Raw genomic sequence first — 13,649 nt, forward strand, 5'->3', positions numbered from 1 at the left:
AACAAATAGTTATATAAAGAATTCTCTAGGAAATCATGCCAGAAAATACATTAGATTCGATAGAAGTATTAAAAGATTCAAAAATAATTTGGTTAGAAAATTCGCGGATTATTGCAATTTTTGCAGTAGTATTTCTTCATGTAGCAGGAAAGGTTGTAGATCATAATTCGATTGGTTCTGAGTATTGGTGGATTGGGAATATTTATGAATCTATGGTCAGATGGTGTGTTCCAGTTTTTGTGATGATAAGTGGCGCACTTTTGCTAGATCCAAATAAAAAGGAAGGAATTTCCGAGTTTTACAGAAAACGCACATCCAGAATCCTCAATCCGCTAATAGCTTGGAGTATCATTTTTCTGATATGGAGATTCTTTAAAGAATTTTTACAAGGACATAAACCAACGGCAATAGAGCTTGTCAATCATCTATTGCTCGGTAGACCATATTTTCATATGTGGTTTTTATTTATGATAATAGGACTATATCTGTTTACACCATTCTTGCGAAAGATAGTTGCTCAGTCAACAACAAGCGAATTAATCTTTTTTATCTGCGCTACATTTGCAATTTCATCCATTAACACTTTATTTTCAATGGAATCAAAGTTGTTCATCAATTGGTTCTTATCTTATCTGCCATATTATTTTCTAGGTTATTTAATTACAACAACTGACATCAGCCTACCCAAGCAAGTTTTATCAATTCTCTTTACGCTTTCTATATTACTGACCTCTTTAGGCTATTTTATCATCACCAAAAATTATGATCCGACAGATATTTACTTTTATGAAGATTTAGGAGCAACTGTTATTCTCATGTCGGTGAGTATTATGTTTCTTTTCAAATATTTGCAAAATCCAATTCTTGGTAGCAATCTAACAAATACAATATCTACACTGACCCTTGGAATTTATCTCATTCATCCTGCAATATTGGATGTTGTTCTAAATTTTGTCGACATCACCGCAATGAGTTTTAACACTATGAAATCAATCCCAACAATTATAATTAAAGTAATCACAATACCAGTAACTGCAATTATTACATTTCTACTATCTCTATTTTGTGTATGGCTAATAAATAAAATTCCGTATGTAAAAATAATAGTTTAGATTGCTCAGAACTCATTAGATAAACTCACAAATCTCTAGATTTATACAAAGCTCAAGTTTGGACATTGTAAATAAGTAAAAATGCCTAAATATGTCTTTATTAAAAATTAGCCGTTATCGCACTGAAATTATGGGGTTTGCTACTTTATGGGTGGTATTTTATCACGCACCTATTGTTTTTGCTAATATACTAGCACCTATTAAATTTATCAAAGAAATAAGTTATAGTTCAGTTGATATATTCTTCTTTTTATCGGGATTGGGATTATTTTATAGTTGGAATTCTCAAAAAAAATCTTTGACTAAATTTTATAAAACTCGTTTTTTGAAAATCTTACCATCTTATTGGATTGTTGTCTCTATATATTTTTTGTTTCTTTTTATCTACCAAAACGAGTTCTCTTTGAATAATTTTTTGTCTATGATGTTAGGTATCAATTTTTATTTATATAATGATAAAATATTTTGGTTTATTCCTTCTATATTGGTATGTTATTTGATTTTTCCATTAATTGTTAATTTCATTGGATTTGAAAATAATAATTCCCTGCAAATTATTCATGAAAATCTTATTAAGATTATTATATTCGCTTTAATTTTATCTTGGTTAATTACAGCTACAGATTTTTATTACTTGTTGATTTTTACTTTACGGATTCCAATTTTTATTATTGGTATATATGCTGGTTATATTTTAATTCATAATGAGCCAGTTCCGATATTTGAAAATATAAAAATTAATGGAATAATTTTATCTTTATGTATCTTGTTATTTAATCTGATTTTTGCATTAAGTTCATCTGATATGAGATGGAGATTAGGTCTTTTTTGGTATCCTTGTATCATGATTGCATATCCGCTTTGTTTAACGATCGCATTATTTTTTGATTATATAGACAATTTTTACAGTGATAGTATATTCTTGAAAAATATAAAGAATATGTTTTATTTTTTTGGAAAATATAGTTTGCAAATATATTTAATCCATGTTACTGCTTTCAAGATATTACAAGTAAATATTTAATGAATTTTGCTTAAATAGTTACAAGTGGGATGTTGATTGGATTAAATACTGAGTTCATAATTATAACTGTCGAGTAAATCAATGCAAGAAAAAGTATATTTACAAAAAATATTTAAATTCCTGATCGGTGGAGGTATCACAACCTGCTTTAATATAGTCTTGATTTTTCTGCTGGTTGACTGGTGGGGGTGGAATACTCCTCTGTTACACAATATAGCCAATGCTGTATCAATTGAACTCTCTGTGTTATTGAGTTTTTTTATTTACCGCATTTGGGTATGGACAGAGGGCAAATGGGAGATTAGAGAAGTTTTATTTAAGCAACTTCCTATGTTTCATGTAGCGGCGGGGAGTGCAGTAGTTGCTCGCATCTTTTTTCTATTTCCCCTCTTAGACTGTTTCAGTATTGATCATAAAATAAATACATTGGCTGGAGGCTTATTTGGTGCAAGTCTCAACTATATTATGAGCGATCGCCTTGTGTTTAAAGGTGACAATGATACACAAACAGAATTGAATTCATCTGATATCGAAGATATCAAAACATCCTTGACATCAAAAAGCGAATGTTAATGATTTTCATAGATATCCCAATTAATTGACTTTTAAATTGAGATGCATATCTCAACTTTATCAAACATCATAAAAGCATCAATACAAATGAGGTATAAATAGCGATGGATTTTCAAATGTACCAGCAAATGATGGAAGTCGAAGATAAACATTGGTGGTTTGTTGCACGGCGCTCAATCATTGAAGAAGTTATCAGGAAGTTGAATTTACCAGCAGATGCAGAAATTTTTGAAGCAGGGTGTGGGACTGGAGGTAACTTAGCTATGCTAAGTCGTCATGGGCAAGTCTATGCTATGGAATTAAATGAAGCAGCACGAACTTTTGCAAGTGACCTTCAACTAGGAGAAATTCAGCCGGGTTTCTTACCAAATGATATTCCATTCGCTGATAAAAAGTTTGATCTAATCGTACTACTAGATGTTTTGGAGCATGTGGAAGAAGATACTGCATCTTTGCAAGCTTTGTCTGCAAAACTAAAGCCTTCTGGCTGGTTGTTAATTACTGTTCCTGCTTATCCTTGGCTTTGGTCTAAACATGATGATCTCCTTCATCATAAACGTAGATATATGCTACACAATTTGCGGCAAATTGTTGGGGATACTGGCTATCATGTACATTTTGTTAGTTATTTTAATTTTGTATTATTTCCTTTAATTGCTGGAGTCAGATTAGTGCAAGGTTTGTTTAATAAAGGAGGTAATGAACAATCCATGCCACCAAAGTTAGTCAATCAAATGTTAACCTTCTTATTTGGTATAGAGCGTTATTTAATAGGACGCCTATTTCTACCATTTGGAGTGTCGCTCTTACTCTTAGCTCAAAGGAATGAATTAACTGAAGAGCCAATAGCTAGTTTAGTTGCTACATCAGCTTATTGATGAAACTAACTAGAAAACGACAATAAAAACTAATATTTCAAAAGAAATAAGCTTATAACTTATATATCTATGATATTGCTAAAACAATTGAATAAATACATTGTTATTGTAGCTATGATTGTTATCACGCACTTTTGGCATTATCAAAATTTAGAATTATATGAAGATAATATTTTTTTAATATCTCAGACAGTGTCTATGAATGAGGAAAAAAACGGACAATTGTTCCGCAGAAGTGAACCTCTAACTATTGAAAATCAAGTGTTTGAGTTTAAATCTGTTTCTGAGTCAACACTTCAGTCTTTTAAAAAAGGTATCTTACATAATTATTTAATTAAACAAAATACGGTGAATATTGACACTGGCACGATCGAAGGAACGATATCGGATGATATCCTGTCCTTCAAGGGAATTCCCTATGCCGCGCCACCAGTCGGAAACCTACGATGGCGATCGCCTCAACCTGTTAAATCCTGGAAAGGTGTGCGTAAGGCTATAGCCTACGGCAACGACTGTATTCATAAACCGTTTCCGGTCTACGCATCCATGAATGGCGGTAAGACCTCCGAAGACTGCCTAGTGCTGAATGTGTGGCGACCCGTAGGCAACCCATCGTCCAAAAAACTGCCAGTCCTGATCTGGATTCATGGTGGCGGCTTTCTCGATGACAGTTCCGCAAGCGCAATTTTTGATGGCAGTGCCTTTGCCCAGCAAGGACTTGTTGTAGTTAGCTTCAACTATCGCCTGGGTCGCCTGGGCTTTTTCGCCCATCCTGCCCTCACCGCCGCTAAGGAAGGCCGGCTCGGCAACTACGCCTTGCTCGATCAACTTGCGGCACTGCGTTGGGTACAGCGCAACATTGCCGCATTCGCTGGAGATCCTAACCAGGTCACGATTATGGGGGAATCAGCGGGGGGCATTTCGGTGATTCACCATCTAATTTCGCCAGAGGCAAGAGGTCTTTTCCAGCGTGCCATCGTCTTGTCAGGTGGAGGACGCACCTATTTAGTAGGTGAGCGGAAGTTGAGCGAAAGTACCCCAGAGCAGCCCGCCGCCGAGCAAAGCGGAATTGAGTTCGCCAAGAGTGTCGGCATCACTGGTACTGGAGCGGTAGCCCTTAAGGCATTGCGGGCACTGCCTGCGGAGGTTGTGAATGGCGACATGAATATGGTAACTTTCCTGGCGGAACCGCCAACCTATGCAGGCGGTATTATCTTTGACGGAAGCATTGTAACTGCCACTCCAGAAGAGATTTTGCGGCGGGGCGAGGCGGCAAAGGTTCCGCTTCTTATTGGAAGCACCAGTCAGGAGCTACCCATAACCTATCCGCCGTCCAGGGAGAATCCCCTTTCGTACTTCGGAGTAGATGCCGATAAGGCACGTGTCCTCTACAACCTCAGAGGAAAACTGCAACCGTCTGAGATATTACAAACCATTGCGATCGATATGACGATGCACGAACCCGCCCGCTTCGTCGCTAAACAGATGGTGGCGGCGGGCAATCCCGTTTGGCTCTACCGCTTTGGTTATGTTGCTGAATCGTTACGTCCAAAGGTGAAAGATGCCGACCACGGCAGCGAACAGCCCTACCTTTTCATGACATTGGATGCCTGCTATGGCAAGGACGTAACTGAGAAAGATCGGACAATGGCGCAGATGTTTCACACCTACTTTGCCAATTTTGCGAAGTTTGGTAATCCCAACGGATCGGGGTTGCCAAACTGGTCAACATACGACCCAGGCAAATTTGACCTGATGAGGTTCACGCCTAATGGCGGTTCAGTAATGGCAGCAGATCCCTGGAAGGAGCGACTTGATCTAGTTGAGCGTGCTGTCGAGAGGCATAACGCAGCGCGTGACCTTAGCTGCACAGACTGTAACAATTAAAAATAAATAAGTTTAGGAATTATATTTTATGGTATTCCCAAATAATTTAGGTAGGTACATTTTTATTTTAGCTATTATTACTTTTATAGCTCACTTCTGGCACTATCAAAATTTAGGTTTATATGAAGATGATTATTTTTTAATAGCTCAACCAATGTCTATGAATGTGGTTGATTTTAGTGAATTTTTTAAATGGCATATTCTAAATTATAGTTCAACCGAAGGTCGTCCTCTTCTTTATATTATTGAGTTTTCAGTCGGTTTTTTAGGTAAATTAATTGAAGATTTCAGAGTTCTCTACTTAATAAATTATCTTGTAATTTTAATCAACAATATTTTGTTTTGCTGGTTTCTAAAGTCTATTTGGAATCAACCGATTTTTATTGTGACAGGAACTCTAGCTTTTACTCTATTTCCAGCAGACACTAATCACGCTTATCTAACTCATATATCTCTTTATTCATCTTTAACATTTTTATTGCTAGCATTTCTGTTTTATCTATTCAATAAAAAATTATTATCATACTTGCTGATTTTTGCATCTATTTTATGCTATGAAACTATGTTGCCTCTTTTTGTTACTGCTCCGTTATTTAAAAATCACTGGGACAAAAGCTTACTCAAGGAGATGATCAGACATATCCTAATTTTGGCAGCTATGTTAGCCACAATTGTAATTGTGCGGAAGATAACAGGTGAAGGCAGAATTGATGAATTAAATATTCTTACATCTATTTTCACGCCCATCCGTCAAATGGTCATCGGGCCTTTTATAAGTTTGAGTATGTTTTTCTATCGCCCTGCTCAAACTCTACTCAATTTAAAAGGAGAGTTATTGGTCTTTGTACCTTTATCTATTCTTGGATTTATTCTACTTTTATCTAATCTGAAAATTGAAGCTAAAGAGGATTTTGATGCAAACGATAATACCCTGATTTTATCATCAATTAAAAAGTTAACATTCTTGGGATTAACGTTATTAGTTTTATCTTATCCTCTATTTTTTACTCGTGTAGCCACTGAAATTAATGGACGTGGTTCGCGGGTGCATATGACGGCAGCTTTAGGAGCTTCAATCCTTATTGGTTTGCTCTGTTATCTGATTATTAATCTATTCAATAATAACAATCTGGCAAGAAATCTAGCTAATGCGGGGTTGGCTGTCTTTTTCTCCTTATTAGTAGGGTTTGGCTTAACCGTACAGCAAGAAAATCAGATGACTTGGGAATATCAACGAGCTTTTTGGACTGACATCATACACCTCTGTCCAGATATTGAGCCAGACACAATAATTTTAGTTGATGCCCCTGATATAAATACTGGAAAGCATTTACACTCTTTTATTCAGTGGGGTACTCCAATAACGTTGAGGCAAATTTATAAATTTCCTAAAACTTGGGAGCGTCTTGATGAATTACCTCAAACTGAGGATAAACCAAGATGGTACTTTTGGCGAAAGTACACATTTTATCCTAAAGTATATAGATTGAGTCAAAACTGGCAGGACACAATAATAAATCAAGGAAAATTCGATTTCGATCCTAAGAGCAAGTCCTTTGAATATTTTCTTAAATGGGAGGCTCCCCGTCTTATTGATAGCCATGATATTATTTTGTTGCAAGAAAAAAATGGTCAGCTATTTCGCAGAAGTAAACCTTTAACTATTAGTGGCCAAGTGTTTGAGTTTAAGCCAATTTATGAGTCAGCAATTGAATTATTTGAAAAAGGTATTTTATATAATTTTTTAATTAAACAATCGAATGAAGCTCCCATAAGTTATTTTAAGTAAACTTTTATAAAATGAGATTATATTACCAGTTAATTAATGTTTTTAGCTCCCAGAATTCAAATATTATATAATCACTAAACAACACACTAAGGTTTAAAAAGTCAATGTGTTACTTTAATATATTGTGAGAGGTTCATCATACTCGCATATCTGATATCTTGCACATAATGCAATATCAAACTATATGGCAATCTGAAGTGAAACGTGAGAAAATACTGAAACTAAAAATAAAATATTTATAACCGTCTGAGCGATTATGTAAATCACAAATGATTTAAGATTGCTATATGTAAAATAAAAGTACAAGTACATCTAAAGATTGATATGGAAAAATGGCTTAATGAACCGCCTGCTTGGAAACACCAAGGGCATACACTGACTGTAACTTCAGGTCTTAACACAGATTTTTGGCGCAAAACTCATTACGGTTTTATTCGCGACAGCGGACACTTTTATTATCAAGAAGTCACAGGTGATTTTAGGGCTGACGTGAAAATCATCGGCAAGTATGAGGTGCTTTACGACCAAGCAGGGTTGATGATCCGCGAAAACGATCTGACATGGTTAAAAAGTGGAATTGAATTTGTAGAAGATGTGCAATACGCCAGTGTTGTAGTTACGCGGGAATATTCTGACTGGTCTGTGGTACAACTACCTCAAAACCCAACTTCCTTGTGGTTAAGGTTGGAACGAACAGGAGGCGCTGTAGAGGTAAAATATTCCCTCGATGGTGAACATTACATAATGATTAGATTGCTTTATTTGACTGAAGCAAAAACTGTACAAGTTGGCCCGATGTGTGCGTCACCTGAACGAGAAGGTTTTCAAGTGGTTTTCGAAGATTTCCAAATTACACCTTTAAGCGATGGTTAAGTGTTTTAACTTGCGGAAATCCCCAACTCTCATTTTTCCAGAAATCTGACGAGACTAGAACTTACGCATTGACAAATATTCCCCCTACCAAGTTGATGTTTAATTTGACTTCATCAAATAAATCATTATGACCAGCTTGAAAGAGACTAAGAAAAAAAGTCAGTCGCCGATTTCCTTTATTCAAAACCTATTGATTGCCCATTGGCGATCGCTCTTTATCCTTTTCATCGGTGTATATTTACCATTGCAGATATTTGAGTTACTAGTAGCAAAGCTATGGCAGTATGAAGCAGGTTTCCCCTGGGATTTACCAATTCTGTTGACAATTCACTCTACAGCACAACCAAAATTAGATGTGATGGCTGTAGCGGTAACCAACTTGGGATTAGATATGGTGATCCCTATTCTCAGTATTGTTGCCATCATACTATGGCAGCGCAAACGCTGGCGATCGCTAGCTTACTTACTCACCACTACAGTGGGAAGTATTATTATTAACCATACGGGCAAGATATTACTACATCGATTACGTCCTCAAATATGGCTATCTCTTGCACTGGAGAAGTCTACTTTTGCCTTTCCTAGCGGTCATGCAACGATGAGTATGACACTAGTCTGTATCTTGCTAATTTTAATTTGGGCTACCTCCTGGCGTTGGTTAATTCTCGCTGGTGGTAGCTTATATGTCTTAGTGATTGCTTGGACTCGCCTTTACCTGGGGGTGCATTTCCCCAGTGATATTCTCGCCGGTTGGATGGTGGCGATCGCTTGGTCAATTGGTGTCAGTATAATTATCAAACCAAACCTGACTCAACCCACTGTCGTAGGCAATCAGACTCAAGAAGAAACTTTCCTATTACCTGAAGAAACCCAGTTAGTAAGCAAAGAGTAAAACCCAATACCTTTGCCAAAAGGAGAGCTTACAAAAATTTTGGCAAAAATGCCAAAATGAGCCATACATGAGGGTTAGTTAACCCCTTAAATTTTCCGTTCTCAGCACTGCCTAGAGTTTAATCAAGAAGTATTGAATGGTGTTCTGTCAACGAACAGCTTTCAGGGTATCGTAAAGTAGCTTGTAGCGCTGAAACCCTGCTTCATATAAAGGATTTGCCTGCGGCTGTACTACATGACTATCCTGCTCGAATATCTTGAGTGCAGTTTCTAAATCGGGGTAAGCACCAACTCCCACCATTGCCAAAATAGCAGCTCCGTAAGCAGCTCCTTCTTCGGCTTTGGGAGCAATGAGTTCTGTTTGCAAAACATCTGCCAAAATTCGTAACCAGATGTGAGAGCGTGCGCCTCCACCCGTTGCTAATAGTTGATCTAGTGGAGCGATCGCACTAATTACCTCCAATGCCTCGCGTAAGCTAAATGCAACCCCCTCCAGAACTGCACGAGTTATATCTGCTTGTGTATGAGCTAATGACAAATTCACCAAAGCACCGCGAGTATCTGGATCGAGGTGGGGACTGCGTTCTCCTGCGAGGTGGGGTAGAAATAGCACACCACGCGCCCCAGGCTGCGATCGCTCTGCCATATCCATCAAATCGGTGTAGGATATCTGCGGTGCAAATGTATCTCGATACCAACGCAGAGAACCACCTGCTGCTAGCGTCACTCCCAGCAGATGATAGCCACCATCCACATGGCAGAACAAATGTACCCGACCTTCTGGATCGGGAATTGGGCGATCGCATGGTGCAAAGATAACTCCCGATGTGCCAATACTCAAACTACCCCGGCTCAGGTTGCTTGATGAGATGCCCAAACCGATGGCTGCTGCGGCATTATCACCTCCACCTGCAACCACAGGTAATCCCACAGGTAATCCCACACGGGCAGCTATTTCTGATTTTAGCCGTCCAGCGATCGCGGTAGATTCGATTACCGGAGGAAACAACGCTGGATTAATATTAAGAGTATGGAGAATATTTGTATCCCATTGCCGATTCGCCAGATTTAGACAGCCAATACCAGAGGCATCAGACGGTTCTGTTACTGCTTCGCCAGTTAGCACATATCCCAAATAATCTTTTGGTAAAAGAATCTGCCACAGCCGAGCATAAGCTTGTGGTTCTTCAGTCCGCAACCATAAGAGCTTCGGCAGTTGAAACCCTGTAATTGCCGGATTTCCAGTGCGCTGGATCAACTCCTGCCGGGGTATAGCGGCTTCAATCTCAGCAACAGCTTTACCTGTGCGCTGATCATTCCATAAAATTGCCGGTCTAATCGCTTTGCCATCCGCGTCGAGAGTAACCATACCATGCATTTGTCCAGACAAACCGAGGGCGTAGACGCGCAGCGGCTTGTCGCCAGACATCGCACGATGTCCATTTAGCTGTTGAGTGACATCAAACAGAGCATCCAAACTTGCTTTGACCCAATCCGATGAGTTCTGCTCCGTCCAACCAGGTTGTGGAGTTAACAGGGGATAGCTTCTGGTTGCCTGAGCGATAATTTGCCCTTGGAGATTAACTGCGATCGCCCGTACTCCTCCTGTACCCAAGTCTAAGCCAACTACGATGTCAGTCAAGTCGCTTCACTCCAATTAAAAATTAAAAATTAAAAATTATGAATTAAAAATGCGATCGCCCGTACTCCTCCTGTACCCAAGTCTAAGCCAACTACGATGTCAGTCAAGTCGCTTCACTCCAATTAAAAATTAAAAATTAAAAATTATGAATTAAAAATTGAATAAACAAATCTTAATTTTGCATTTTTAATTCCCGATAGCGTAGCGTTAGCGAGTCCGCGAGCGTCAGGGTGGGGGCTTGTACACAAAATTAATTAAAAAAAAGTCAATTGCCCCTCCAAATTCTTAAGATTCAGAAGGCGGAAATGAAACTTCCGCCTTCAAAAGTCGCAGCTTTCACTTTCCAGTTAAGTTTTGACTAATGTTTTTTTTGCTCCAAACTCATACAATCTGCCTAAATGCTTGGTGACTGACTCAACAAAAGGCGACGACTGCGATAAATCGCCAAAAATCTCAGTTAGGTTAAGCAATGGTTTGGCATCAGAGCCACTGGTACGAGCTAGTTGAGTCAGAGTACCTGCTATTGGATCATCAATGGCAATGGCGTTACCTTGGTCATCCTGTCCATTGAGGTAACGGAACCAAGCTGCAACTGTTAGGCTCATGTAGTCAATTGCCCCTCCTTGGCGCAGCGCGTCACGGACTGAGCCGAGAACAAATTTTGGCATTTTAGCGGAGCTATTGAGGCAAAGACGCGGGAGTTGATCCCGAATCTTGGGATTGGCAAAGCGTTCAATTAAGGTCTTTTTATAGTTATCTAAATCAATTCCAGGTACAGGTTGAAGTGTGGGCGTAACTTCTGCCATCAAACGATCAACAGCTTGTCGGATTAATGGATCTGCCATAACCTCATGAACATAGGTGTAACCTGCCAAGGAGCCAAGATAGCCAATCAACAAATGACTGGCGTTGAGCAGTCGGATTTTCATCATTTCGTAGGGATGAACATCGCTGGTCATCTGCACGCCAACGTCTTCCCAATCGGGTCTACCTGCGCTGAAATTGTCTTCGATTACCCACTGAAGGAAGGGTTCAGCGACGACTGGAAAGGCATCATCGATATTAAACTGTTCCGCCACCATTTTGATATCTGCTGGGGTTGTGGCGGGAGTAATGCGATCGACCATGCAGTTGGGGAAGGCTACCTGTTCGGCAACCCAATGCCCCAATTCCGGGTTCTGCATTTGGGCAAATGCGGTTAACATTTTGCGGGCAATGTTTCCGTTACCTTGGAGATTGTCGCAGGACAACACGGTGAACGGTGCTATTCCTTGTTGACGGCGGCGATTAAGGGCTGCTGTCAAAAAGCCATATACTCCAATTGGTTCATCAGGATGCTGCAAATCGTACTGAATTGTTGGGTGATTAGCATCAAATTCACCGCTACCTTCAATATAGTAGTAGCCTCCTTCGGTAATGGTAAGGGTGACGATGCGGCATTTGGGATCTGCTAAGGTGTCAATTACTGCTTGGCGGTTATCTGGGGCAAACAGATATTCTGTAATTGCTCCAATCACACGAGCGCGATCGCCTTCTGGTGACCTTTCAACTAAGGTATACAAACAATCTTGAGAGTTCAGTGCATCCCGCATCCGTTTGTCGAATTCTAGTAGCCCAACCCCGCAGATTCCCCATTCGCTATCGGGATTTTGATGAAAGTAATTGTCCAGGTATAATGCCTGATGTGCGCGATGGAACCCACCCACACTGATATGGACAATACCGTTAGTAATTTGATGGCGATCGTAATTGGGTACGCGAACGTTATTGCCTAACTGAGATAGAGATGCTTCATTCAGCTTGATTGCTGATCCTGTGCTGATATTGCTGTTCATGGGATTCATTCTGGGTGAGGTGGTGACGATGAACTTTGGGGATGGCTTCACCGTTCTGATCGAACAAATGGCAAAGCTCACCGTTAATGTAAATAGGAACGTAATCGTGCATTTTGGCTGGATTATCTCCGTCTGTTTGCACAACTATGGTTTCGCCACCGGCAATTTTGATGTAGAGAAAGGTTTCTCCGCCCAATCGTTCTACGACTAAGACTTCGCCATTCACGCTTGGGTTATTGCGATCAAGTAGCAGATGTTCGGGACGAATCCCTAATGTTGCTCTATCCCCAACTGACAAGGTTTTGGGCTTCACCGGAATCGTTACGGTTGCGTCACCAGGTAGTCTAACTGTTGCCCCAGAGTCATTGACGGCTGACACCGTGACTGAGACAAAGTTCATTTTCGGTGAGCCAATAAATCCGGCAACGAATGGATTGCGGGGATGATGGTACAGTTCCAGGGGAGAACCCATTTGTTCGATGATGCCGCCCTGCAACACCACAATTTTGTCGGCGAGGGTCATTGCCTCAACTTGATCGTGGGTAACATAAATCATGGTGGCTTGCAGGCTGTCGTGTAAACTGGCAAGCTCAATTCGCATCTGCACCCGCAATGAAGCATCTAGGTTGGACAGTAGCTCATCAAATAAGAATACTTTGGGATTACGTACCAAAGCACGACCGATCGCTACCCTTTGGCGTTGCCCTCCTGATAGTTCTTTGGGCTTCCGGTTCAAAAGTGGCTCTAATTGCAGAATACGAGCGACTTCACGCGCTTTTTCATAACGTTGGGCTTTCTGCATACCCGCAAGCCGGAGGCTAAAGGCCATATTTTCTGCCACTGTCATGTGGGGATATAAGGCATAAGTTTGAAACACCATTGCTAAACCACGCTTATCGGGTGGCACATCGTTGACTTTTTGTCCATCAATGAGTAAATCGCCGGAGGAAATTTCTTCTAGTCCAGCAATCATCCGGAGTAAGGTTGATTTTCCACAGCCGGAGGGGCCGACGAAGACGACGAATTCGCGATCGCTGATATCGAGATCGATGCCTTTGATAATCTCTGTGTCGGCGTAAGTTTTATGGATATTTCTTAAAGCAACTGTTGACATAAATTGTTTCCATTAATGAGTTTAAGTTTTT

At 39.9% G+C, this 13,649-nt stretch carries 11 protein-coding genes; 8 read left to right on the forward strand and 3 right to left on the reverse strand.

Going from position 1 to position 13,649, the window contains the following annotated elements; all coding sequences use genetic code 11:
• Nucleotides 1-35: 35 nt before the first annotated feature.
• From RM347_RS23270 to RM347_RS23305, 8 genes are all read left to right on the forward strand, one after another.
• Nucleotides 36-1,112: an acyltransferase gene (locus RM347_RS23270; RefSeq protein ID WP_322720988.1), complete on the forward strand. Its 1,077-nt coding sequence runs from the start codon at nt 36-38 to the stop codon at nt 1,110-1,112.
• A 91-nt stretch (nt 1,113-1,203) separates the two neighbouring features.
• Nucleotides 1,204-2,136 carry an acyltransferase family protein gene (locus tag RM347_RS23275; protein WP_322720987.1) on the forward strand — a complete coding sequence of 311 codons (933 nt, stop codon included), beginning with the start codon at nt 1,204-1,206 and terminating at the stop codon, nt 2,134-2,136.
• 81 nt (nt 2,137-2,217) lie between these two features.
• Nucleotides 2,218-2,709: a GtrA family protein gene (locus RM347_RS23280; protein WP_322720986.1), complete on the forward strand. Its 492-nt coding sequence runs from the start codon at nt 2,218-2,220 to the stop codon at nt 2,707-2,709.
• 104 nt (nt 2,710-2,813) lie between these two features.
• Nucleotides 2,814-3,587 carry a class I SAM-dependent methyltransferase gene (locus RM347_RS23285; protein WP_322720985.1) on the forward strand — a complete coding sequence of 258 codons (774 nt, stop codon included), beginning with the start codon at nt 2,814-2,816 and terminating at the stop codon, nt 3,585-3,587.
• A gap of 69 nt (nt 3,588-3,656) precedes the next feature.
• Nucleotides 3,657-5,474, forward strand: a complete 1,818-nt coding sequence (locus tag RM347_RS23290; RefSeq protein ID WP_322720984.1) for a carboxylesterase/lipase family protein — start codon at nt 3,657-3,659, stop codon at nt 5,472-5,474.
• Nucleotides 5,475-5,502: 28 nt separating this feature from the next.
• Nucleotides 5,503-7,263, forward strand: coding sequence for a hypothetical protein (locus tag RM347_RS23295; RefSeq protein ID WP_322720983.1), 1,761 nt, complete (start codon nt 5,503-5,505; stop codon nt 7,261-7,263).
• 324 nt (nt 7,264-7,587) lie between these two features.
• A complete protein-coding gene (locus RM347_RS23300; protein ID WP_322720982.1) occupies nt 7,588-8,136 on the forward strand; it encodes a DUF1349 domain-containing protein in 549 nt (182 codons plus the stop codon).
• Between the two features lie 127 nt (nt 8,137-8,263).
• Nucleotides 8,264-9,028 carry a phosphatase PAP2 family protein gene (locus RM347_RS23305; protein ID WP_322720981.1) on the forward strand — a complete coding sequence of 255 codons (765 nt, stop codon included), beginning with the start codon at nt 8,264-8,266 and terminating at the stop codon, nt 9,026-9,028.
• Between the two features lie 147 nt (nt 9,029-9,175).
• Here the strand turns inward: RM347_RS23305 and xylB are convergent, their stop codons facing one another.
• The 3 genes from xylB to RM347_RS23320 form a co-directional block, all read right to left on the reverse strand.
• On the reverse strand, nt 9,176-10,669 hold the full coding sequence (xylB, locus tag RM347_RS23310) for a xylulokinase (protein ID WP_322720980.1): 1,494 nt from the start codon (nt 10,667-10,669) through the stop codon (nt 9,176-9,178).
• Nucleotides 10,670-11,016: 347 nt separating this feature from the next.
• Nucleotides 11,017-12,504 (reverse strand): mannitol dehydrogenase family protein, encoded by a 1,488-nt coding sequence (locus RM347_RS23315; protein ID WP_322720979.1) that lies wholly within the window; start codon nt 12,502-12,504, stop codon nt 11,017-11,019.
• Complete coding sequence (locus tag RM347_RS23320; protein ID WP_322720978.1) at nt 12,461-13,618, reverse strand: ABC transporter ATP-binding protein; 1,158 nt, start codon at nt 13,616-13,618, stop codon at nt 12,461-12,463. Before RM347_RS23320 ends, RM347_RS23315 begins: the two co-directional genes overlap by 44 nt.
• Nucleotides 13,619-13,649 lie beyond the last annotated feature (31 nt).

Origin of the sequence: Nostoc sp. ChiQUE02, from assembly GCF_034531305.2 — a bacterium.
In the GTDB taxonomy this organism is placed as follows: domain Bacteria; phylum Cyanobacteriota; class Cyanobacteriia; order Cyanobacteriales; family Nostocaceae; genus Nostoc.

Coding starts and splice junctions, on each gene's coding strand:
- RM347_RS23270 (WP_322720988.1), top strand. CDS start 36: ATGCCAGAAAATACATTAGATTCGATAGAAGTATTAAAAGATTCAAAA.
- RM347_RS23275 (WP_322720987.1), top strand. CDS start 1,204: ATGTCTTTATTAAAAATTAGCCGTTATCGCACTGAAATTATGGGGTTT.
- RM347_RS23280 (WP_322720986.1), top strand. CDS start 2,218: ATGCAAGAAAAAGTATATTTACAAAAAATATTTAAATTCCTGATCGGT.
- RM347_RS23285 (WP_322720985.1), top strand. CDS start 2,814: ATGGATTTTCAAATGTACCAGCAAATGATGGAAGTCGAAGATAAACAT.
- RM347_RS23290 (WP_322720984.1), top strand. CDS start 3,657: ATGATATTGCTAAAACAATTGAATAAATACATTGTTATTGTAGCTATG.
- RM347_RS23295 (WP_322720983.1), top strand. CDS start 5,503: ATGGTATTCCCAAATAATTTAGGTAGGTACATTTTTATTTTAGCTATT.
- RM347_RS23300 (WP_322720982.1), top strand. CDS start 7,588: ATGGAAAAATGGCTTAATGAACCGCCTGCTTGGAAACACCAAGGGCAT.
- RM347_RS23305 (WP_322720981.1), top strand. CDS start 8,264: ATGACCAGCTTGAAAGAGACTAAGAAAAAAAGTCAGTCGCCGATTTCC.
- RM347_RS23315 (WP_322720979.1), bottom strand. CDS start 12,504: ATGAACAGCAATATCAGCACAGGATCAGCAATCAAGCTGAATGAAGCA.
- RM347_RS23320 (WP_322720978.1), bottom strand. CDS start 13,618: ATGTCAACAGTTGCTTTAAGAAATATCCATAAAACTTACGCCGACACA.